Consider the following 23,173-nt stretch of genomic DNA (forward strand, 5'->3'; position numbering starts at 1 on the left):
ATATTGAGTGCCTAGACTTGCTTTTAACTAGATATGGACCGTCTGTATTAGATTTAGATATTTATTATGGACTTGAATTAATTAAAAAAGTATATGAAGAAAAGACAAATTCCATGGTTTGGGACATGTGGCTTGCTAAATATCCTTGGATGGATAAAGATAATTTTATTTCATTTGAAGATTTCAAAAAACAGATGCTAGGGGATCCAGAGAAGCCAAAGACAAAACCTAAAACAAAAGAAGAAATTTACAAGCAAGCAGATGATATTCTAAAGGCTTTTAATAAATCTAAAGGAGGTACTTCACATGGAGATATTTAGTTTGTTTGGAAGCATCCTCTTAAAAGATAATGACACTAAAAATAAGCTTAAAGATATAGATTCTACAGCTCAAAAGACAGGTAACACCTTTGATTCTGTATTTGACAAAATTGAAAAAGGCGCCGCGTCTGTTACGGAAAAAATGGACAAAATAGGTGAGGGATTTACTAAAGTCGGCAAAAAACTTACCTTAGGTCTTACAACTCCACTTGCGGGGGTTGCAGGAGCCGCAATAAAGGTCGGTGACGATTTCGAAACTTCTATGAGCCAAGCGGCGGGCGCACTTGATAAACCTATGTCTCAAATGGGAAGTTTGCGAGAATTAGCGCTTAAAACTGGTCAAGATACTCAATTTTCTGCAACGGAAGCTGCAAACGCAATAACGGAACTCGCCAAAGGTGGGTTAACAGAAGCACAAATTAAAGGCGGAGCATTAAAGGCAACTATGGACTTAGCGGCATCTTCTGGTATGGAACTGGGGAACGCCGCAAATACAGTTGTGCAAGCTATGGGTGCTTTTGGGTTATCTGCTAACGATTCAGCCAAGGCTGTAAATGCACTTGCAGGAGCGGCCGCCGCATCTAGTACAGACGTAGAACCGCTTTCACAGGGCTTGGCGCAATGTGCGGCACAAGCACATCTTGCAGGGTGGAGTATCCAAGATACCACCGCAGTTCTTGGAGAATTTGCGGACGCGGGAGTTGTAGGCTCAGACGCAGGTACTTCTTTAAAAACAATGTTGCAAAGGTTGGGAGCACCAACGGATGACGCGGCTAAAGAAATGAGTTCTTTAGGAATTAATGTTTGGGATTCTAGCGGGCACATGAAAAACGCCGCAGGAATTGCTCAAGAATTGCAGTCTAAAATGGGTGGTTTATCTGATGCACAGCAACAAGCAGCCATGAACACAATTTTTGGTTCTGATGCAACAAGAGCCGCAAGTATCCTGATGAATGATGGTGTTAAAGGCTTAGAGAAATACACAAAGGCTACCAACGACCAAAGTGCAGCTTCCAGACTAGCACAAAGCCAGATGGGTGATACAAGCAAATCTATTGAGCAAATGTTTGGTAGTTTAGAAACAGCAGGAATAAAGATACAACAGGCGTTAGCTCCAGCTATAATAAGCATTGCGAATACCGTGGGAGATTTGGCAACGTCGTTTAGCAATCTATCTCCAACAGCTCAAAAGGTTATTTTAATTTTGGGCGGAATTGTAGCCGCGGCCGGACCACTGCTTTTAATAACTGGTAGCATTTTAACTGCTATTGGAACAGTTACGGGAGCCATAGCTGTTTTATCTACTGGAGCCGCGGCGGCAACACCCGCTGTTGCAGGATTGGCAAGTATATTCGGGTTATTTTCTAACATATTTACAAAAATACCTAAAGTGTCTTTTGCAGGAATGTTTACAGGATTAACAAATGGATTAAGCTCGGCAGGATCTGCAATATCTAAATTTATTTTTGGCCCATGGGCTTTGCTTGGTAATGGCTTAAAGTCTTTGCCTGGATTAATTAAGAACTTTTCTTTTGGAAATGTAATTGAAAAAGCATTATTACCTTTTAAAAGTATACCAGCATTGTTTGGTAAGATACCAGGCTTATTTGCTGGATTAAAAACTGTTTTTACTGGTTTTGGAGCAACTATTATTGCACTAGGACCTAAAGTATTAGCTGCAATTAAATCTATGTTCTCTATACAGGGAATAATAACAGGAGCTAAAACTGCGTTATCTCTATTTACAGGACCGTGGGGTGCTTTAATTTTAGTAATAATGGCTGGAGTAGGCGCCATTATTGCAAACTGGAGCAAAATTCAAGCTTTCGCTAATAAGATTTTCAATGGTAATTTAAAGCAAACTTTCACGCAGTTTAAAAATTTCTTTGTTCAGATATGGGATAGCATTAAAAACAACGCTGTTGCAGTTTGGAATTATATAGGTCCTACAATAATAGGTGCAGTTAATCGAATTAAGGTATTTTGGAACCAGACTTGGCCATTACTTAAACAGTTGTTTGTAGAAGTATGGGATGGTATGAAAATAGTTTTAGCTCCAATAATAACCGCTTTATATGTGATAATTTCCACTGGCCTTGGGGTTATAAAAGGAGCTTGGAGTTCTGCTTGGAATGCCATAAAAGACACACTTAAATTAGTATGGGACACTATAACAGGAATAATAAAAGTTGCATGGGACATTGTAAGTGGAGTTGTCAAAGTTGGATTAGATCTTCTAACTGGGCATTGGAGTAAGGCTTGGGATGATTTTAAAAGTATCTTCTATAATGTATGGAAAGATTTAAAAACTTCTGTAGGCAATATAGCAAAAGATGCCCTTAACTGGGGTAAGGATATAATAAATGGAATTATTAACGGCATTAAAGGTGGAATTAAAGCACTTGGAGATGCTGTTGGAAATGTTGCAGAAACGATTTGGAAATACTTACACCATTCTGTACCAGAAGAAGGTCTGCTATCTGATGATGATACTTGGATGCCGGACTTTATGCAGAGTATGGCGGATGGCATTACTGACAATACAGAGATTGTTACTGATGCTCTTGAAAAGTTAACCCAAAAAATAAAATCCAAGGCTCAGATTAAAGCACCAGCTGTAACAACACCCAATACAGACAGTGGCCAAAATGCAAGTACTTCTCTAAGTAGTGGACTTTCAAATAATCAAGATCAAGCTGTAAATCCTTTAAACACGTTAGGTAGTAAGATGTCTAATGTAATGGGTGGACTTGCAAATAAATTTACACAGAATGGCCAACAGTTAAACACTAATCTTGGTAAAGGTATAGCAGATAATTCTGGTGCTACTTTAACACCTTTGAATAATTTGCTAACTAAGGTTACAGCTCCAATTAATACATTTATCCAGAAAGCTATAAATCATGGACAGGATACTGACACTAATCTTGGAAATGGAATAACTAATAATTCCGGAGCTGTAGTTGGTGCAGCAAACAAAGTAACCAATACAGTAGGAAGTAATTTAGATAAGTTTTCTAATGAGTCTATCAAATATGGTACTCAAACAGATGTAAGTATTAGCAATGGAGTAAATAATACTGCTAGTACTGTGTTTACTACGATAAATAATTTAACAAACCATATTAAAACATTGTTACAGACTTTCGCAAGTAGTTGTACTTCTATAGGTAAGGAAATTGTTGATTCTATTGGTAGTGGAATTAAGTCAGATGAAGATAATTTAACTAATATAGTGCATGAACTAACTCAAAAAGTCATAGATGCATTTACAGGAAAACAAGGATTTGATATACATTCACCTTCCAGAAGGTTGTTTAAAATAGGTGCTTATGCAATACAAGGACTTATAAATGGTTTTTCATCTTTAGATGTTACGAACTTCTTCCAGAATAAAATTGCAAGTATGATTGGTAGTGCCAGTGGAATTAGTGGAAGTTTAGTAAGTTGGCTTACAACAGCACTTGCCATAACAGGCCAAAGTATGAGTTGGCTCCCGGCACTAGAACAAGTTGCAATGCATGAATCTGGTGGAGATCCACGTTCTATAAATCTTTGGGATATTAACGCTAAAGAAGGGCATCCGTCTAAGGGACTTATGCAACTTATTGATGATAATATGAGATATGCACTTCCAGGTATGGATGACATTTGGAATCCCATAGATAATGCAGTTGCAGCCATTCGATATATGATAGCTAGATACGGGAGTATAGGAAATGTGCCAGGTGTCCGAGCACTGGCAAGAGGTGGAAGTTATGTTGGATATGAAAAAGGAACTGATAATGCAACAAAAGGAACACACCCTGTAGCAGAGAATGGATTCGAAATAGTTTTAAATAAGGCGCTTAAGTGGTTTTCTGGTGGAGAAACTGTTCTAAATAACAAAGACAGCATAAAATTTATAAGTGATTTAATTGCTAAAATTAAAGACAGCATTAATAATTTTACAGCTAGCTATTTAGAAGGTTTGTCAAGTAATTTAACAGTTCCTAAATTAAGTTTTGCAGGAATTCCAAACACTTTTGTTGATATACCATCAAAAGAATCTAACACAGATGAAAGTAACAGCTCTGAAGATAAAGAGTCACAAGTTCAATTTATCTTTAAAGGTAACTACTGCTTCATGGATAAAAAGTCTATGGATGAATTTGTTCAAAAGGTTTCAAATGTTATTAGCTTAAATATTAAAAGGAGGAGGAAATAGCATATGCCTAGTGTATTGATTAATGATACTGATAGCACGGCTTACAATGCAATATTGACGCATAAAGAAATTAGCTTATGTGAAGTAGCAGTATATGATGATTGGCTTAAAAATGCTATGAATCCTCTTTACTTTGGCAAGCAGGAAAAGTATAAAACACTTAAGTTAACATTTTTTATTAATAATGGCTCAGACAATGATAATGACAATGCCTTGAAGAATGTAAGTAACTTAGTGGCGGCACTTGAAAAATGCACACTAAAATTTGATGATTCTGCTTTTTATTATGATTGCATTATAACAGATACAGGAACACCGGAGCAGTTAGGCATTGGAATATACACAATAGAAGTAACTTTAAAAGCCCCATACGCATACTTGCCACTAGTCAGTCAGTGGATTGATATAAATTTTGACGGAACGAAAGATACATCCATAGATAAAAACATACAGGGTAATATACCAGTTCCTATTATTATAAATGCGCAAATATTGTCGGCTGATTCAGACCAGAACTTTAAATTCAACGTGCCGTCCAATGTAGATACTAGTACTAATGGATGGATTAAGAATGGATTTATAATAAGGCCACTTTACAAGGGCATGGAATTAACAGTTGATAGTGAAAGGTGTTTGGTATATCAAGGTGTCGATTTTGCTGTGGCAAATGATTTTAAAGATTTTTGGGGTGACTTTGTTACACTTCAGCCAGGACTAAACAGCATACCTGTAGGGTTAGAAAGTTTAAGTGGAACCGTACAAATTAGAATAACAATTTCATATAAACCTAGATTTATATAGAGCTGTAAAAGGCTCTTTTTTTAATAAAAAATAAAATAAAAGAGGATGATGTAAAAATGAATATTAATGAAACTATAAATTTAAATGCACAGATAACTTTAAAGGACACAAATGGAAATATGGTAGTAGCTGCTTATGTGAGTGCCAACATAGATGGTGGAAATCAGAATATAAACACTACTATTAATGTAAGTAATAAGGATTTAATAACTGCTAATGCTACGGATGCACAGACACAATTTACTGACTTTGAAACAGCAGTTAAGGCAAGAGCTAAAGAGCTTGGCTTTGGATTATTTGCATAGGGAGAGTGATTATAAATGAGTAAGAATAAAAAATTGAAGGATTTAGAAAAAAGACAGGCGCAAAGTAGACAGCAGAAAGCAGAACTTCAGCCTAAAGTAGTTGACCCGTCTAAAAGCAAAGGGAATTACTTAGTACAAGTTGTGGCAGATGGAAAGGTAATAAAGGAGGTAATGGCATTAAATTCAACTGTAAATATAATTAATCTGGCCAATCAAAGCGTGGCGGCAGATATTAAATAAATTTTAAAAGGGAGGGAGTAAACAATGCTTATACTGGAAAATACACAGGGAGAAAAGATTGCTCCACTTCCAAATGCCAAGGATGTAAAAATAGAAAGGGATTTACAAGGAAATGATACCCTTTCTTTTTCTTATCCACAGGGTGTAGATAACTTTTGCAAATTAATAAAGAATCAGGAATTTGTGCTTACTCCAGACCAGGAATATGTTATTAAAGAAGTTAACCCTGGTGTTGAGAATTATACAGATATTGTGGCCACAGTAAATACAGATGATTTAAAAGATAGGACAATTGATGGATTTACAAGGGAAAATGTCACATTGTCTCTACTAGCTAATAATGCAGTAGCAGGTACAGGATGGACGATAGATAGTGATGTAACTAAACTTAGAAGTTTAAGTATGACAACTTCTACCGCACTTGATATACTTCAGAAATTAGCAGACCTCTATATGTGCAACATTAAATATGACGCTAAAAACAAGGTCGTAATATTTAGAGAGACTCTTAGTAATGGTGTAAGTAATGCTTACTTTGTAGATAAGCTGAATATGCAGGGTTTAGAGGTTCAAAGTACAAGCTATGATTTTTGTACTAGATTAATACCTATAGGAAAAGATGGTCTGAAAATATCAGATATAAACGCTGGGCTGGAATATGTAGAGAATTACCAATATTGCAACCAACGTATAACTGCATACTGGAAAGCAGACCAGTACACGGATAAAAACGCACTTAAGGAAGATGCAATACAAAAATTAGAACTGCTTTCCGTTCCGGCTATAGCGTATAAAGCAAAGGTGCTTGATTTGGCAAACCTTATGCCTGATTCATATGCTTTCCTTAAATATCAACTTGGTGATTTTATAAAAGTAGTTGATGATAACAAGCAGATAATGGAAGTAGTTAGAATTGTTAAGACTACAGACTACCCATTCGAGCCAGAGAATAACGAGGTTGAATTAAACAGCCAGTATGAGCAGTTAGAAGATTTACAATTAAAATTTGAAAAGACTTCTGATTCTGTGGATGATATAACCACTCCAGATGGTGCTGGAGTGAATGGTGATAAGATTGATGCGGTAGACGGTGACAAAGTAAAAGATGGTACTATTACAGGTACTAAGGTTGCTAATTTGACTATAACTAATGCTAATATAGCAAATGCAACTATAACCTCTGCCAAAATAGGAATAGCTGAGATAAAAACCGCAAACATAGCAGATGCAAACATTACTAATGCTAAGATTGCCACCGCCGCAATTGATACCGCCAATATAAAGGATGCGTGTATAACAAGTGCTAAGATAGGTACTGCCGCCATAACTACCGCTGCTATAGATGATGCCTCTATAACAAGTGCCAAGATAACAGATGCTGCTATTATAAATGCCAAAATAGGAGTTGAGGCAGTAGGTACCTCAAATATTCAAACAGCCGCAATCACTACTGCTAAAATTGGTGATGCACAAATAACTAATGCGAAAATAGCCACTGCCGCCATAGGTACTGCTAATATTCAAGATGCAAGTATTACCAACGCAAAGATAGTCACCGCCGCAATAGATACAGCTAACATAAAAGATGCGTGTATAACCTCCGCTAAAATTGGTACTGGAGAAATAAAAACAGCTAATATTGGTATAGCTCAAATAACTAATGCAACCATAGGGACTGAAGCCGTAGGAACTTCCAATATACAGGATGCGGCTATTACTACAGCTAAGATTGGTGGTTCTCAAATAACATCAGCCTTAATTGCAAGTGAAGCCGTAGGAACTTCACAAATTGCTAAAGCTTCTATAGGTACCGCTCAAATTTCAGAGATTGAAGCCAGTAAGATAACCTCTGGAACAATAGACACTAGTAAAGTAGATGTGGCAGGAGTAAACCAAAGGCTTTTAATTCGAGGCAATAGGCTTCAAGTATTTGCAGTAAAGCCAGATAACAGCCTATATGAGAGAGTTAGTCTTGGTGATGTTAATGGTGATGGCTCTATCTATGGTTTTAGGGTTCGTGGAGCTGATGGTACCACAGTTCTTATGGATGAAACTGGGGTTAAAAGAGAAGGAATAACTGAGGGCAGTATAACAGATTCTAAAATTGCAGGAGATGCAAATATTCAAGGAACTAAACTTGACATTAATTCCGTAGTTACTGCTATCAACGGTGGAACTACTAGCATACAGGGCTCTAAGGTATTGTTAAATGGACAAGGACTAGATGTACAATTTACTAATATGTCTACTACTATAAGTGGAAAAGCTAGCCAAGGTGATATCGCCACAGCAATAGATGGTGTACAAATAGGTGGAAGAAACTATTGCAGAGATAAAGATATACTTGGTCCTTATACAGGGTATAATTTTTTTGTAGGTAATAAAATTCCTATAGTAGCTGGCCAAACTTATACTATTAGTTTTAAAAGAGATGCTACTAACCAAAAATATGGCATTAGAGTTAGGTTTAGAGATATTGATGGCAACATAATCTCATTGTCTTGGCCAAATTGGACTTATAATGCTTATTATGAGGCTTATTATAATGATACCTTAGAAGGGTACAATAAATATACTTTTATTTCTCCGATAGGGAGTGCTACTCTGGAAATAATACATTCAATAGAACCTGGTGAAACTCTAAATTATATTAAGGAGTGTAAATTAGAAATAGGAAACAAGGCCACGGATTGGAGTCCTGCACCGGAGGATGTACAAGAACAAATCGATACAACGAAAACTATAGCTAAAAGTTATACAGATAGTCAAGTATCTGTATTGCAAAATGCAATAAATCTAAAAGTGGAATCAAGTGCTTTTAATAGTACAGTTTCCAATTTAAGCAGTGCAATAAATAGTAAAGTTAATACCTCGGATTATTCAGCAGAGCTACAAATATTAAATAATAGTATCAATAGTAAGGTAAGCCAAACAGATATAAATACAAGTATAGCTAATATACAAATAGGTGGAAGAAACTATGTACCAAACAGTAAAGTATTAACTCGAGTAGGAACAGGCAAAGAAAATGAGATATTTAATCCTAGTGACTTAACTACTGATTTGTCTGGAAAAGTTGTAACAATATCTTATGATTATTCTATAGGCGTAGGAACAACTTTGGGAAATGATGCAAGATTGACAGTAGGTTTTTCAGATAATTATGGTTGGGTGGGTAATTCTATACAGCTAAATAATGTTACAACAGGAAGTAACAAGACTACATTAACTTTACCAAATCGAACAGTAGGTAATAATAAAGATATATGGATTCGATTAGATTATATAACCGGTACAGTTACAATTTCTAATTTAAAAGTGGAATTAGGTAACAAAGCTACAGATTGGACACCAGCCCCTGAAGATGTACAAACTCAAATAGATACTCATACCACTGAAATAAAGCAAAATGCAGATAATATTGCTCTTAAAGTATCTCAAAATGATTATAATGGCAATTATATTGCATCCCTCATAAACCAGTCAGCTACTACTGTAGCAATAGATGCAAGTAAAATTAATCTGAATGGCTATGTTACAATGACAAACCTAATGACACCAGGACAAACTACAATAGACGGTGGAAATGTTGATTCAACAAACCTTCATGTCAAGGCGGCAAACATTGATGGAGCCGTAAATGCAACCAACTTATTAGTCAGGGAAACAAGTGGAGTTACTATATACGCGCATAATATGGAGTTTAGTACAAGTAACATAAGTGGTTATCAGGGTTATTCCACAACTTCAAGACCTACACCAACACAGGCTACCTCTGGAACAGCTTTAACTCCAACTGATATTTCAAAAATTTCCGCATCTGGAGATAGCAATATTTTAGGTGTTGTTCCAAGTGGCTCAACTTATTGCTATGCTTTTATAAAATATAACCTTTTAGCAGAATATCAAAGGCAGTATGGAGTTTTAGGCGGTACTACTACACAACAGGTTGCGGCCTTACGTCAATCTATAGGTAAGATAGATTTAAAAATTGGTGCAAGTACTTATTATAGTGGAGAGGTTAACGTTAATTTTTCCATGTGGAACAATACTGAAGGTAGATATTCAAGAGGTGGTAGCTGGGCGGATGATGGAACTTACAAGGTGCAAACTTTTACTTTTACAGATGATGGACAATCAGTGGGGTATTATAACAGTGACTATATAGATGATGATGGAAATATAAACATTTTAATTTATAGCGCCACATCAAATGCTTATCTGCAAATTGATTATGTAGATTTAACAATAACTACCTTAAGTTATACAGACTATGGCACACTACTTATAGATGCCACTCCAGATGTAGAAGGTGGCAGGATATATGTTTATGATAACTACGGTGTCAAGAATGTAATCTTAGGTTCAAATAAATTCGCATCTTCAGGGAACCAGGGCGGCACATTAATTTTGAATGATGCGTCTGGATCTTCTAAAGTAGAATTAAGCGCATCAGATGGCTATGATTCTGGTGTAATAAATTTGAAGGATGCAAATGGTGTTGTAAGGGTGGCAGTGTATGCGGATAGCAATATAGGTCCTATGGTTGCAGTAAGAAATGCCAATAATGAAACTGTATCTTATATAGGACAACAGGCAGGAAAAATAAATAATGAAAGGATTTTGGTTGAATCAGATATGCCGCATCAATCTGGAAACTTTGGCGCAGCAGGTAGTAAGATATATGCAAGTTCTAGTCAGTGGTTTTATATAGAACATGCCGTAGATGGAAGCCTTAAGATACACTGGGATGAAACACATTACTGTACTATTCCAGCAGGATATGTACAGTGGTCAAATTATTAGGAGGTGTGAGATGGAAAATGAGATAATTAAAATTGCAATTAATCAGGGACTTTGGGCAGTGCTATTCGTAGTACTGCTTTTCTTTGTGCTAAATGAAAATAGCAAGAGAGAAGAAAAATACCAAGATATTATAAGCAAGCTTACAGATAAATTTAATATATTAGAGGATGTTAAAAAAGATGTGGCAGAGGTAAAAGATAAAATATTTAAATAGAAGGGAAATGATTTTATGAATATTATTCAAAGTAATTTAAGTTTTAGGAGCAACATGGAATATGGAAATAAGCCAGATACAATAGTCCTGCATCATGCAGAGGCTAGTCATTGTAGTGTGTATGATATAGATCAGTGGCATAAGCAAAGAGGATGGGCAGGAATTGGCTATCACTATTTTGTTACAAAAGCAGGACAAGTTTATACAGGCAGACCAGAGAATGTTGTTGGAGCACATTGCCCGGGTGAAAATGACCATTCTATTGGTATTTGTGCCGAAGGTGAATATATGAGTGAAACTATGCCAGAAATACAGAAAAATGCAATAATAGAACTTTGTAAATATATTAAGGGTAAATATAACATCAAGACCATAGGAGGACATAAGGAATTTTATTCTACAGATTGTCCAGGTACCAACTATCCATTACAAGAAATTAAGGATTTAATTGTAAGTGCATCAAAAGAGGACACACCTACACAATCAGTATCAGTCCCAAAATATGATGAATTTATTCCAACAGGACCTAATATAATGCCAATATTAGGTTGTTTTTATATTGAAAAAAGAACTGACGGAGACATGGGAATCCACTTAGATCGTGGAAATTATATAACTATTCGTAAAGGTGGAGCTCCTATGGTTACATGGAACAACAATAAAGGACAAGGCGGTCAAAAGAAATTATTTTAATTTAAAATTTGGAGGTAATGAAAAATGAATACAATGATAGTAAATAGTATAATAATCCCTGTAGTGGGAGCTGGTATAGGAACAATTTTAGAGATAGGAAGAAGACAGCTAAAAGGTTATTTGGATAGTAAACAGGATTTAATTCAAAAACAGCAGGAAGCTATAAAGCAGTCTATGGGTATAGAGCTATACAATAAAGATAAACAAGTTGTTCAGGAGGCAGTTAAAACGGTTGAACAGCTAGGAAAAGAATTTGATTGGGATGGAACTCTTAAACATTCTAAAGTTTTAGAGTTTGTGGCTGGAAAGACAGGCTTGTCCGACACAGAAATCTATAACACTATAAAGGCTACTGTATTGGAAGTAAATAAATATAAAACAGTACAGAAATAATTTTAAACCTAGTGGGGGCAATTCCTGCTAGGTTTTATTTTTTTGTGTAAAATATGGCTATTTTGTTATAATATATAGTAATAAGAAATTTGATGTATAAAGGGGATAAAATCATGAAAAAGAAAATAGCTATATTGGCAATGTTTTTTACTTTAGTCTTTACAAGTTCAGTTTCAGCAAAAACACTTGAACCAAGATATAATGTAGCTTGGAATAAAATATGGACCATAACCTTTAGCCAACCAATTCAAGAGGTTGAAGCTACAGTTACCAACATCAATGGGAAAACTGGTGAAGATGGTGGAATAATGGGGGGAATATTAGTAGATAAAAATAATAATAAAGTAACAGTTACACCAGTTTTAAGCTATCAGCCAGGGACTTATATTTTAAAAATAACAAATGCAACAGCAATAAACGGACAAAAATTAAAAGAACCCGTCACAATGCAGTTTGTGGTTAATCAGCGTACACATTAATACAAAAACTCCAGCTTAAAACTAAGCTGGAGTTTTTGTATTTCTATAGACTTTATATAAATTTGAGAAAAGGTGGGTGAAAGGTGGGTATTATTAAAAACACTAATAAATTCAAATCACATTAAACCTACCTATATCAATGGTCGGAGTGACAGGATTTGAACCTGCGACCTCTTGCTCCCGAAGCAAGCGCGCTACCATCTGCGCTACACCCCGCTCATATGCTATTTTATACCATATATAAAGAAAACACAAGATACTTGTAAACTGTAGTGCACAATGCACGATTTGTAATTGAGGATAATTTCCTGTTATCACAAAAATAAAAATATTGCGAAGCAAAGCTTCGCAAGTTAAGAATTAATAAGGGTGATTTTTAGCTATTGCAAAAATCTTTAAATATATAAGTCAGTGTTTAGTAATGTTTTGCTTTAGCGAAACGAGTGGTGAAAAGCTTAATCAAAGATTTTTTGTAGTATAACGAAAAAAATCTACATTAATTATTAATTCTTCATTCTTAACCATTAATTAAAAATACAGTATCATATACTCTTCATTTTATCCTCATTATCGCCTTCGCCTCTTGTAGGAACTGTAGACATGAGAAATCCAACTAGTACTGATACTAGGGCCGGTGATATTATATTTATATAAGCTATGTAAGAGGTTCTATATAATATTAGTGCAGTTATGCCTGTTAAAAGTATGCTGATTATAAAAATATAAATTACAAATTTAGCAAAAGAACTAAAAAACTTTTTATATAGTTTGTGCCTTGTAGGGCCACTTATTATTTTTTGAAACAAAAAGTATGATAATAGAATTAAAATTACGTCTACTGAAGCAGATATTAAAAAATTTTTCAAATAAAACACCTCCAATAGGTTTATTAATCTATAGTATTACCCTATTGGAGGTATTTTACACTCGAATTATTCGCTTAAATACATTTCTCCTACTTTAAATACATCTCCTGCACCTACAGTTAAAAGAAGATCTCCATCTTTTAAATTAGATTTTAAATAATCAACTATGGATTTAAAGTCTGAGATATTAGTGGACTTTATACCACGTTTTGCAATTTCTTTAGACAGCATAGCAGAACTTACCTTGCCAGTGTCTTTTTCTCTTGCAGGATATATATTTGCCAAAATTAATTCATCTACGTTGTCGAAAGCCTCAGTAAATTCTTTAAATAAGCTTATAGTTCTTGAAAAAGTATGGGGCTGAAATACACAAATTATTCTCTTGTGAGGGTAATTTATAGCAGCATTTAAAGTTGCTTTTATTTCAGTAGGATGATGAGCATAATCGTCTATTACTGTTATGCCTTGTTTTTTACCTTTCAACTCAAATCTTCTGTGAGTACCTTTAAAGTTTTCCAATCCCATTTTTATGTTATCAGTGGATATATCTAAGATTAAAGATACGGCTGTACTTGCCAGTGCATTTAATATATTGTGTTTACCTGGAACATTCAAATGTAAAGATGATATTTTAACATCATTTTTGTATATATCAAAGGATGCACAACTTTTTTCATCAAAACATATATTTTTAGCTGTAATGTCACCAGCATTAATTCCATAAGTTAATACGTTGCAGTTAACATTTGATATAACATTTTTCATCCTTGCATCATCCGCACAACCAACTAAGTATCCTTTTTCTGGAATTAAATTTGCAAATTTTATAAAGGCATTTTGTATATCATCTATGTCTTTATAATAATCAAGATGATCTGCATCTATATTTAAAATTACTCCTATGGATGGAAAAAATTTCAGAAAAGATCCTTTGTATTCACAAGCTTCAGTAATGAAATAAGAGCTGTTTCCTATTCTTACATTACCATTTATATTGTCCAAGTTTCCTCCTACTAATATGGTAGGATCTAAATCTGCTTTAAGCGTAATACATGACAGCATGGATGTAGTTGTGGTTTTACCATGGGTACCTGCTACAGCTACATTATACTTATGCCCTTTCATTATATGACCTAAAAGCTCAGCTCTGGACATTAGAGGAATGTTCAAGGTTTTAGCTTTTAAAAATTCCTCATTATTTTTTTGGATTGCGGCAGTATATATAACTAAATCTATATCTGGCTTTATATTTTCACTGATTTGTCCTATATAAATTGTAGCTCCTTTTGATTTTAATTTTTCTGTTGCAGGAGAAGTTTTTATATCTGAACCAGATACTTTAGAACCCTTTTCTAATAAAATTTCAGCTAAAGCACTCATGCTTACTCCGCCTATACCTATAAAATGTACTTTCTTATTTTTTATAAAATCAAATGACAACTAAATCACTCCTTTAATTTAACTAACTCATCTAATAATTATATACAAAAATTAATTAAAAAACATAACTTTATGGATATAATTTATAATTTACAATATTTGAACCCTAAACTTTTTAAAAACTTTGAAGAGATAAATTCTTAAGTTACTAGTTGAGCTTGTAGTAAATAGGTGTTGATAAATAACATTTTTTAGAATACAATATGAATAATAGAATAAAATAATAACATATTATTCGTAAAATTATATAGATGGGTGATAGAATGCAAAAGTTTAGTAGAAATCAGAGAATAGCTGCAGTAACAAAAATCTTACTTGAAAACCCTAATAAAATAATGGGTTTGAATAACTTCACAGAAATGTTTAATACTGCAAAGTCTACTGTGAGTGAGGATATTGTAGTAGTGAAGGATACTTTAAATAAATTGGACATGGGAAAAATAAATACTGTATCAGGAGCAGCAGGGGGAATTAAATATGTATGTGGTATGTCTAATGAAAAGAAAAGGGAATTTGCTGAAAAATTATGTATTATTTTGAAAGATAGAGAAAGAATAATACCAGGGAATTTTTTATATATGACAGATATAATGTTTAACCCTAAGATAATATACACGGCCGGATTGATATTGGCATCTATTTTTATAGAAAAGGATATTGATTATGTAGTTACTGTTGAGACAAAGGGAATTCCACTAGCTTATGAAGTAGCCAGGATGCTTGGAGTTCAACTTGTAGTTGTAAGAAGGGAAACGAAATTTACTGAAGGCTCTACTTTAACTATAAATTATGTATCAGGTTCTACAGGAAGAATTCAAAATATGTCTTTGTCTAAGAAGGCATTGAAGAAAGGAAGTAAGTGTATTTTTATTGATGACTTTATGAAAGCAGGAGGAACTGCTAAAGGTATAGTAGATCTTTTGAAGGAATTTGAAAGTGAACTTTTAGGAATAGGAATTTTAATAGACAATATAGGAATAGCTAACAAATTAGTTGAAGACTATGTGTCACTAGTTGATTTTAAAGGCATTGATGAAAGTGGAAATGCAATTCTATTTCCTTCTAAAATGTTTAACTAATAAAATTTTCAAAAAATTTTATTTATTTTTAATAAAATAGGAAGGAAAAATACAAAATATAGAGAATAGTATATACATAAGCATCTTGGAGGTGGATTTATATGCAAATTACAGACGTTAGGGTAAGAAAAATTGCAGCAGAGGGTAAGATGAAAGCTATTGTTTCAGTAACCTTTGATAACGAATTCGTAGTTCACGATATAAAAGTTATAGAAGGTCAAAATGGTCTTTTTATAGCAATGCCAAGTAGAAAGACTCCTGATGGAGAGTTTAAAGACATTGCTCACCCTATAAATACTCAAACAAGGGAGAAAATACAAAAGGCAATTCTTGATGAGTATGAAAAAGTAAAAAGTGAAGAAACTGTTACCGAAGAAAAGGTTAAGGAATAATAAAAGGGAGTATTTATACTCCCTTTTATTATTCCTTAATAATTTTGAAAATACATTTAAAAAATTATTATCCGAAAGTTATTTATAAGGTTGCAAATAATTTTCATATAAAATATAATATTATAGGATGTTTTAATAATATAATGTATAAAATTGAAGCTTATAACCATAAAGAGGTGTTAAAATGTATAATTGTGCTATAATATTGGCGGCTGGAGAAGGAAAAAGGATGAAATCATCTAATCCTAAAGTACTTCATAAGGTTTGCGGAAGAGAAATGGTGAATATAGTTATTGATACTGTAAAGAAAGCACAAATAAAAAATATAGATGTGGTAATTGGCAAAGGTTCAGATGAGGTAAAAAAACATACTGAAAGCAGGAATGTAAGTTATTCTTTTCAGGAAAAACAATTGGGTACAGGAAATGCAGTTTTATGTTCGGCAAGCTTTTTAAAGGATAAAAAGGGAACTGTAGCTATATTTACAGGAGATGCACCTTTAATAAAAGAGGATACCATAAAAAAGATGCTAAGCTTTCATAATGAAGGTGAATATAAAGCTACTATACTCACTTCTTTAGTGAAAGATCCTTCTGGATATGGAAGAATTATTAGAGAAAAAAATGGAGAAGTATCTAAAATAGTTGAACATAAAGATTGCTCAGAGGAAGAGCTTAGAGTAAATGAGATAAATTCAGGAATGTACTGCTTTGACATAGAGAGCTTAATGGAAAGCCTAGATAAAATACATAACGATAACGCTCAAGGCGAATATTATTTGACTGATGTCATAGAAATATTGAAAGGTCAAGAAAAAAAAGTTGGAGCATTACCAATTCCATTTGAGGAGACTATGGGAGTTAACTCAAGGGTTCAGCTTTCAGAAGCTGAAAGAATTATGAGAAAAAGAATAAATAGAAAACATATGGAAAACGGTGTTACTCTTATTGATGCTGATAATACTTACATAGAGTTAGACGTTAAAATAGGTAAAGATACTATATTATATCCTGGAAATGTACTTCAGGGTAATACTGTAGTGGGCGAAAATTGTACATTGTATCCTAATTCTAGAATACAAAATAGTACAATACAAGATAATGTAACAATTCAAAGTTCAGTAATACTAGATAGTACTATAGGAGAAAATACTACTGTAGGACCTTTTGCATACATAAGGCCTGAAAGTACAATAGGTAAGTCTGTAAGAATAGGCGATTTTGTGGAAGTAAAGAAGTCAACTATAGGTGATAAGACAAAAGTGTCTCATTTGACATATATAGGAGATGCGGAAGTTGGAAGTGGATGCAATTTTGGCTGTGGAACTGTAGTAGTAAATTATGATGGAAAGAAAAAGAATAAGACGTTAATTGGAAACAATTCATTTATAGGATGTAATACAAATTTGATCTCTCCAGTTAAAGTTAATGACGATACTTATATAGCAGCAGGTTCTACAATAACAGATGAAGTTCCAGAAGGAGCGTTAGCAGTAGCTAGGGCACGACAAATAAATAAGGAAAATTGGGTATATAAAAAAGGATTAAAGAAATAAAATTTTAGGAGGGCTTTACATAATGATAACCCATGGTAAAAACATTAAAATTTTTGCAGGCAATTCTCATCCTGAATTAGCTAAGCAAATAGCGGATATTTTAGGAACTAAAGTTGGAAATTCTAAAGTTTCTACATTTAGTGACGGAGAAATATCTGTAGATATTAATGAGACAGTTAGAGGAATGGACGTATTTATAGTTCAATCAACAAATGACCCTGTAAATGATAATTTGATGGAGCTTTTAATTATGATTGATGCATTTAAAAGAGCGTCAGCAGGGAGAATAACAGCAGTAATGCCTTATTACGGATATGCTAGACAGGACAGAAAAGCTAAGGCAAGAGATCCAATTACAGCAAAACTTGTAGCAGATATATTAACTGCTGCTGGGGCAGACAGAGTACTTACAATGGATTTGCATGCAGCACAAATTCAAGGATATTTCAATATACCTTTAGATCATCTTTTGGGAGCACCTATTCTTGCAAAGTATTTTATACAAAAGGAATTTGACAAGAGAGATGACATAGTTGTAGTTTCACCAGACCTTGGAAGTGTAACAAGGGCAAGAAAATTTGCCGACAAGTTAAATGCAAGTATAGCTATTATTGACAAGAGAAGACCAAAAGCTAATGTATCAGAAGTAATGAATATAATTGGGGATATAGAAGGAAAAACAGTTATATTAGTGGATGATATGATAGATACAGCTGGAACAATAACAAATGGTGCTAATGCTCTTATGAAACGCGGAGCAAAAGAAGTTTATGCTTGCTGCACACATGCAGTATTATCAGGACCAGCAATAGAGAGAATAAAGGATTCTGTTATAAAAGAACTAATAATGTTGAATACTATAAACTTACCTGACAGCAAAATGTTGGATAAATTTAAGATACTATCTATAGCTCCAGTATTTGCAGAAGCTATAAAAAGAATATATGAAGATGTTTCTGTAAGTAAATTATTTGAAGATTAGAATTAAAAGGCATGTAGAAAATATATTCTACATGCCTTTTAATTAAAAATATTAAAGCGTACGTAGTATTTATGACTTATTTGTAACTTTTGATAATATATTATTATTTATACAAGAATATGTGATAAATTTAATATAGGGAAATTTTCTTTATTATAAATAACATGATTGATGAGGTATTCATATATCAATATTTATTTAGGAGGGTGAAATTATGGAAGGGTCTATAGGTAAAATTTTAATAGTAGATGATGATGAAAATATATGTGAAGTAATAAAAATGTACGTAGAAAGTGCAGGATATGAGACAAAGGTTGTTAATGATGGTAAGACAGCGGAAACTATGTTTTTAGAATATAAACCGGATTTAGTGCTTTTAGATATAATGCTTCCAAATATAGATGGAATAGATGTACTCAAATGGATAAGAAAAGAATATGAGACACCTGTAATTATGCTTACTGCAAAAGGAGAAACTTTTGATAAGGTTTTAGGTCTTGAATTGGGAGCAGATGACTATATAGTTAAACCTTTTGAGGCCAAGGAAATGCTAGCTAGAATTAAGGCGGTACTTAGAAGGTATAGTGTGGATAACGAAAACAAGGAAGTGCTAAAGTTTAATCAACTAACTATTGATATAAATTCATATACAGTAGTTTATAAAGATGATGAAATAAAAATGCCACCGAAAGAGTTTGAACTACTACATTATCTTGCAAGTAATAAAAACAGAGTATTTACTAGAGAACAACTTTTATGTGAAGTTTGGGGTTACGATTATCCAGGAGATTCTAGAACTGTAGATGTACATGTTAAGAGATTAAGGGAAAAGCTTCAAGGAGGACCAAATTGGCAAATAGAAACTGTGTGGGGTGTGGGATATAAATTTGAGGTGAAGTAAATGAAAAAGGGGTTATTTTCAAAACTTATGGTTGCGTTTACTGGAATCATTATAGTTAGTTTTGTAATGACGTCAGGTTTTTTATCCTATTGGTTTGAAAGTTATTATTTTCAACAGAGGAAAGTAGAGATGCTTAGAGAATCTCAGCTTATAGAATATAAAGCTATACAGTATTTAAATGGAAATTTGACTTCAGATAATATAAATGAAACTTTAAGTTACATAGGAAAGTATTTATCAGCAGATATATGGCTAGTTGATAATTACGGATATATTTATTCTGTATCAAAAAGCGAGCATAAAAAACTGATAGCTACTTCTAGACAAATAGTTACCAAAGATTTACAAGACCTTAGAGAGAATAAAACAGTTAATAAGATACAAAATTACCCAGGTATATTTACAACTCCAGTTCATACATTTGAAATACCTATTTTTTCGAATGGAGTTTTCAGAGGTGCTATAATGATGCATACTTCTATAAGTGAATTAAAGAGCCCTCTAAAGAGAGTGTATGAGATTATATGGATATCAGCTGTTTTGGCCATTATAATATGCTGCATTGTAATTTACTATTTATCACAAAAAATAATAATAAATCCCCTTAAAAAAATAAATCATGTAGCAGATAAGATATCTAAAGGAGAAGTTGAAAAGAGAGTTCATATAGAATCCAAAGATGAAATTGGAGAACTTGCGAAATCCTTTAACATTATGGCAGATTCATTAGAAAAAGTAGAAAAGCATAGAAGAGAGTTTATATCCAATGTATCTCATGAAATAAGATCTCCAATAACTTCTATAAAAGGATTTATTGGGGGAATGATTGATGGAGTTATTCCAGCAGAAAAACAGAACTATTATCTGTCAGTTACTTATTCAGAGATACAAAGACTTACAAGGCTTGTAAATGATCTTTTGGATTTATCTGCAATTGAAGCTGGTGAATTTAAACTTAGAATAGAAGAAGTAGATATAAATGAGATTATAAGACTATGTGTTATAAAATTTGAAACTAAAATAAACAATAAGAAACTAAAAGTAGATGTATTGCTGGAAGATAATAAGTTGTATGTAGCTGCAGATAAAGACAGGATAACTCAGGTTGTTACAAATTTAGTTGATAATGCTATAAAATATTCAGATATTGGTGGAAATATAAAAGTTTCAACTAAGGTTAAAGGTGAAAAGGCAGTTGTATCTGTTTATAATGATGGATCAGGTATACCGGAGTCAGATTTAAAACATATATGGGATAGGTTTTATAAGGTGGACAAATCCAGAACTTCAAAAGTGAGTACAGGGCTTGGACTTTCTATTGTAAGAAGTATACTTACCCAATTAGGTGAAGATATATGGGCTGAAAATAAGGAACCTAAGGGAATTATGTTTACTTTCACTTTAAAGAGGGTTTAAGGAATAATTACATTCTGTTCATATTTGTGTAAAATTTTTTTATTATAATTACTCTAAGTTTAGAGATTATGAGGTGTAATTAATGAATGATGATAACATAAAGGATGCTAATTGGGAAAATGTAAAAGATGATGAGGCAAAAATAAAGTTTGTAAATAGTAAGAAAAGGTCAAATATAAAGAAAATAGCTAGTTTATTTTGTGTTGTACTAGTAGCTGCAGTTTCTGGAGGTATATCTGGAGCATATGTAATTAATAAAAAACAGGCCTCTAAAATGTATACACCTGATAATCGAATGTTAGTTGAACCAAAGCAAGATAATAGTGAAGTAAAAGATAAATCTGAAAATACGAAGGAAAATTCTATAACAGAAGTAGCTGAAACTGTTGGTCCTGCAGTAGTAGGAATAAGTAATAAATCAGAAGGATATTTTGGATTGCAGGATGCAGGAAGTGGATCTGGAGTAATAATTGATTCTAATGGATATATAGTTACTAATTATCATGTAGTGCAAGGAGCGGATAAGATTACTGTTAAGCTTTCAAGTAATAAGATATTAAATGCTTCTGTATTAGGAGCAGATCAAAGATCTGATTTAGCCGTAATAAAAGTGGATGCAAAAAACCTTCCCGTAGTTAGATTTGGAGATTCTTCAAAAGTAAAGGTTGGCGATACTGCAATTGCCATAGGAAATTCATTAGGCGAGCAGTTTGCGGGATCTGTTACGGCAGGAATAATAAGTGCATTAAACAGGAAGATAGAGTATAATGGATCAATATATAAAGTTATTCAGACAGATGCAGCTATAAATCCAGGAAACAGCGGTGGACCTCTTTGTGATTTACAAGGCAATGTTATAGGCATAAATAGTTTAAAAATAGGTGCTAATTTAAATGCAGAGGGAATGGGCTTTGCTATAGACATAAATGAAGCAAAGAATATAATAAAATCACTTATGAACAGTGGAAAAGTATCGAGACCTTATTTGGGTATATCTGGAGAAAGTGTAGTGTCAGAGGATGATAAAATTCAGGGAGTTTATGTTGAACAGGTAGAAAAAGATAGTGGGGCTGCCGTTGCTGGTATAAAGCCTACGGATATAATAATGCAGGTAGATGATAAAAAGGTAAGAGATGTATCAGATATAGAAGAAATAATAGAAAGTCATAAAATTGGAGAAAAGGTTGATGCCGAAATTTGGAGAGATGGTAAGACTATAAAAGTGGAAGTAGTTCTCTCTGAATTGAAGGGAAATAAATAAAGAGACTTTTGGTCTCTTTATTATTTATGTCTTTTAGTATAATATATATTATGTAATGGATTTAATATAGTATTGAGATTGGAGTGAAATAATGTTTTTAATAGTTGGATTAGGAAATATAGGAACTAAGTATCAGCATACAAGACACAATATAGGGTTTGATGCTGTAGATTTAATAAGTAGTAAGTATAATATTCCTATAAATAGGGAAAAATTTAAAGGAACCTATGGAGAAGGCATAATAGCAGATAATAAAGTAATGTTATTAAAACCGAGTACTTATATGAATTTGAGTGGAGAGAGTGTAATAGAGGCTGCAAATTTTTTTAAGATAAAAAGCAGCAATATAATAATTATATATGATGATATAGACCTTGAAATTGGAAGAATTAGAATAAGAAAACATGGAAGTGCTGGAGGACATAATGGCATAAAGAGCGTAATAGCAAATTTAGGTACAGATGTATTCCCAAGAATAAAAGTAGGGATTGGACAGCCTAAAGGGGATCTTGTATCTCATGTTTTGGGAAAATTTGACATAAATGAAAGAAATGATATAGAAAAAGTTTTAGAAACTAGCGCAGATGTATTAGAATGTCTCATAAATTGTGGAGTAGAAGAAGCTATGAATAAGTTCAATGGATTAAAAATATCAAGTGATTCTTAGGTTCAGATGGAGTTTGCTTATAAGGACAACTTTTTCCAGCTGAACTTTAGAAGAACTTATCCAGGCGCGTAGCAGTGCTTATCCCCTACTTTGATAGAAGAGGGGGGGTTAGCAATGGTAGCGATCGGATAAAGCTTATTACAAAATAAGTCAGTT

General features: G+C 33.4%; 20 protein-coding genes and 1 tRNA gene. 18 read left to right on the forward strand and 3 right to left on the reverse strand.

Annotated elements, in window-relative coordinates:
- Positions 1 to 17 precede the first annotated feature (17 nt).
- From CLCOS_RS01635 to CLCOS_RS01680, 10 genes are all read left to right on the forward strand, one after another.
- Positions 18 to 320 (forward strand): hypothetical protein, encoded by a 303-nt coding sequence (locus tag CLCOS_RS01635; RefSeq protein ID WP_082853596.1) that lies wholly within the window; start codon positions 18 to 20, stop codon positions 318 to 320.
- Positions 307 to 4,527, forward strand: coding sequence for a phage tail tape measure protein (locus CLCOS_RS01640; protein WP_063602038.1), 4,221 nt, complete (start codon positions 307 to 309; stop codon positions 4,525 to 4,527). Before CLCOS_RS01635 ends, CLCOS_RS01640 begins: the two co-directional genes overlap by 14 nt.
- Positions 4,528 to 4,530: 3 nt before the next feature.
- Positions 4,531 to 5,328: a hypothetical protein gene (locus tag CLCOS_RS01645; protein ID WP_063602037.1), complete on the forward strand. Its 798-nt coding sequence runs from the start codon at positions 4,531 to 4,533 to the stop codon at positions 5,326 to 5,328.
- 56 nt (positions 5,329 to 5,384) lie between these two features.
- A complete protein-coding gene (locus CLCOS_RS01650) occupies positions 5,385 to 5,633 on the forward strand; it encodes a hypothetical protein (protein WP_063602036.1) in 249 nt (82 codons plus the stop codon).
- Positions 5,634 to 5,648: 15 nt separating this feature from the next.
- Positions 5,649 to 5,873, forward strand: a complete 225-nt coding sequence (locus tag CLCOS_RS01655; protein ID WP_063602035.1) for a hypothetical protein — start codon at positions 5,649 to 5,651, stop codon at positions 5,871 to 5,873.
- Positions 5,874 to 5,897: 24 nt separating this feature from the next.
- Entirely contained in the window at positions 5,898 to 10,679 is a 4,782-nt protein-coding gene (locus CLCOS_RS01660) for a phage tail spike protein (protein WP_063602034.1), read from the forward strand.
- 10 nt (positions 10,680 to 10,689) lie between these two features.
- A complete protein-coding gene (locus CLCOS_RS01665) occupies positions 10,690 to 10,893 on the forward strand; it encodes a BhlA/UviB family holin-like peptide (protein WP_063602033.1) in 204 nt (67 codons plus the stop codon).
- Between the two features lie 15 nt (positions 10,894 to 10,908).
- Positions 10,909 to 11,586, forward strand: coding sequence for a peptidoglycan recognition protein family protein (locus CLCOS_RS01670; protein WP_063602032.1), 678 nt, complete (start codon positions 10,909 to 10,911; stop codon positions 11,584 to 11,586).
- A gap of 24 nt (positions 11,587 to 11,610) precedes the next feature.
- A complete protein-coding gene (locus CLCOS_RS01675) occupies positions 11,611 to 11,979 on the forward strand; it encodes a hypothetical protein (protein ID WP_063602031.1) in 369 nt (122 codons plus the stop codon).
- A gap of 113 nt (positions 11,980 to 12,092) precedes the next feature.
- Positions 12,093 to 12,458 (forward strand): Ig-like domain-containing protein, encoded by a 366-nt coding sequence (locus tag CLCOS_RS01680; protein ID WP_063602030.1) that lies wholly within the window; start codon positions 12,093 to 12,095, stop codon positions 12,456 to 12,458.
- A 140-nt stretch (positions 12,459 to 12,598) separates the two neighbouring features.
- Here CLCOS_RS01680 and CLCOS_RS01685 read toward each other — a convergent pair.
- From CLCOS_RS01685 to murC, 3 genes are all read right to left on the reverse strand, one after another.
- Positions 12,599 to 12,674 (reverse strand) — tRNA-Pro (locus tag CLCOS_RS01685).
- Positions 12,675 to 13,000: 326 nt separating this feature from the next.
- On the reverse strand, positions 13,001 to 13,324 hold the full coding sequence (locus tag CLCOS_RS01690; protein WP_023162491.1) for a hypothetical protein: 324 nt from the start codon (positions 13,322 to 13,324) through the stop codon (positions 13,001 to 13,003).
- Positions 13,325 to 13,390: 66 nt separating this feature from the next.
- On the reverse strand, positions 13,391 to 14,764 hold the full coding sequence (gene murC / locus CLCOS_RS01695; protein ID WP_063602029.1) for a UDP-N-acetylmuramate--L-alanine ligase: 1,374 nt from the start codon (positions 14,762 to 14,764) through the stop codon (positions 13,391 to 13,393).
- Between the two features lie 263 nt (positions 14,765 to 15,027).
- Here murC and purR point away from each other — a divergent pair, with 263 nt between their 5' ends.
- The 8 genes from purR (at position 15,028) to pth (ending at position 23,017) form a co-directional block, all read left to right on the forward strand.
- Entirely contained in the window at positions 15,028 to 15,843 is an 816-nt protein-coding gene (gene purR, locus CLCOS_RS01700; RefSeq protein WP_063602028.1) for a pur operon repressor, read from the forward strand.
- A 101-nt stretch (positions 15,844 to 15,944) separates the two neighbouring features.
- Positions 15,945 to 16,235, forward strand: coding sequence for a septation regulator SpoVG (spoVG, locus tag CLCOS_RS01705; RefSeq protein WP_013240751.1), 291 nt, complete (start codon positions 15,945 to 15,947; stop codon positions 16,233 to 16,235).
- Positions 16,236 to 16,419: 184 nt separating this feature from the next.
- Entirely contained in the window at positions 16,420 to 17,790 is a 1,371-nt protein-coding gene (gene glmU / locus CLCOS_RS01710) for a bifunctional UDP-N-acetylglucosamine diphosphorylase/glucosamine-1-phosphate N-acetyltransferase GlmU (RefSeq protein WP_023162489.1), read from the forward strand.
- A 22-nt stretch (positions 17,791 to 17,812) separates the two neighbouring features.
- Positions 17,813 to 18,772: a ribose-phosphate diphosphokinase gene (locus CLCOS_RS01715; RefSeq protein ID WP_013240749.1), complete on the forward strand. Its 960-nt coding sequence runs from the start codon at positions 17,813 to 17,815 to the stop codon at positions 18,770 to 18,772.
- A 214-nt stretch (positions 18,773 to 18,986) separates the two neighbouring features.
- Positions 18,987 to 19,673: a response regulator transcription factor gene (locus tag CLCOS_RS01720; protein WP_013240748.1), complete on the forward strand. Its 687-nt coding sequence runs from the start codon at positions 18,987 to 18,989 to the stop codon at positions 19,671 to 19,673.
- The gene (locus CLCOS_RS01725) at positions 19,674 to 21,089 is read left to right on the forward strand and encodes a sensor histidine kinase (protein ID WP_013240747.1); all 1,416 of its coding nucleotides are present in this window, start codon (positions 19,674 to 19,676) and stop codon (positions 21,087 to 21,089) included.
- Positions 21,090 to 21,171: 82 nt separating this feature from the next.
- A complete protein-coding gene (locus tag CLCOS_RS01730) occupies positions 21,172 to 22,350 on the forward strand; it encodes a S1C family serine protease (RefSeq protein WP_013240746.1) in 1,179 nt (392 codons plus the stop codon).
- 91 nt (positions 22,351 to 22,441) lie between these two features.
- Positions 22,442 to 23,017 carry an aminoacyl-tRNA hydrolase gene (gene pth / locus CLCOS_RS01735; RefSeq protein WP_013240745.1) on the forward strand — a complete coding sequence of 192 codons (576 nt, stop codon included), beginning with the start codon at positions 22,442 to 22,444 and terminating at the stop codon, positions 23,015 to 23,017.
- Positions 23,018 to 23,173: the final 156 nt, after the last annotated feature.

Source organism: Clostridium coskatii, assembly GCF_001675205.1.
Taxonomy (GTDB): domain Bacteria; phylum Bacillota; class Clostridia; order Clostridiales; family Clostridiaceae; genus Clostridium_B; species Clostridium_B ljungdahlii.

Coding starts and splice junctions, on each gene's coding strand:
- CLCOS_RS01655 (WP_063602035.1), top strand. CDS start 5,649: ATGAGTAAGAATAAAAAATTGAAGGATTTAGAAAAAAGACAGGCGCAA.
- CLCOS_RS01675 (WP_063602031.1), top strand. CDS start 11,611: ATGAATACAATGATAGTAAATAGTATAATAATCCCTGTAGTGGGAGCT.
- CLCOS_RS01725 (WP_013240747.1), top strand. CDS start 19,674: ATGAAAAAGGGGTTATTTTCAAAACTTATGGTTGCGTTTACTGGAATC.
- CLCOS_RS01645 (WP_063602037.1), top strand. CDS start 4,531: ATGCCTAGTGTATTGATTAATGATACTGATAGCACGGCTTACAATGCA.
- CLCOS_RS01670 (WP_063602032.1), top strand. CDS start 10,909: ATGAATATTATTCAAAGTAATTTAAGTTTTAGGAGCAACATGGAATAT.
- pth (WP_013240745.1), top strand. CDS start 22,442: ATGTTTTTAATAGTTGGATTAGGAAATATAGGAACTAAGTATCAGCAT.
- CLCOS_RS01680 (WP_063602030.1), top strand. CDS start 12,093: ATGAAAAAGAAAATAGCTATATTGGCAATGTTTTTTACTTTAGTCTTT.
- CLCOS_RS01640 (WP_063602038.1), top strand. CDS start 307: ATGGAGATATTTAGTTTGTTTGGAAGCATCCTCTTAAAAGATAATGAC.
- purR (WP_063602028.1), top strand. CDS start 15,028: ATGCAAAAGTTTAGTAGAAATCAGAGAATAGCTGCAGTAACAAAAATC.
- CLCOS_RS01715 (WP_013240749.1), top strand. CDS start 17,813: ATGATAACCCATGGTAAAAACATTAAAATTTTTGCAGGCAATTCTCAT.
- CLCOS_RS01730 (WP_013240746.1), top strand. CDS start 21,172: ATGAATGATGATAACATAAAGGATGCTAATTGGGAAAATGTAAAAGAT.
- CLCOS_RS01660 (WP_063602034.1), top strand. CDS start 5,898: ATGCTTATACTGGAAAATACACAGGGAGAAAAGATTGCTCCACTTCCA.
- CLCOS_RS01665 (WP_063602033.1), top strand. CDS start 10,690: ATGGAAAATGAGATAATTAAAATTGCAATTAATCAGGGACTTTGGGCA.
- spoVG (WP_013240751.1), top strand. CDS start 15,945: ATGCAAATTACAGACGTTAGGGTAAGAAAAATTGCAGCAGAGGGTAAG.
- CLCOS_RS01720 (WP_013240748.1), top strand. CDS start 18,987: ATGGAAGGGTCTATAGGTAAAATTTTAATAGTAGATGATGATGAAAAT.
- CLCOS_RS01650 (WP_063602036.1), top strand. CDS start 5,385: ATGAATATTAATGAAACTATAAATTTAAATGCACAGATAACTTTAAAG.
- glmU (WP_023162489.1), top strand. CDS start 16,420: ATGTATAATTGTGCTATAATATTGGCGGCTGGAGAAGGAAAAAGGATG.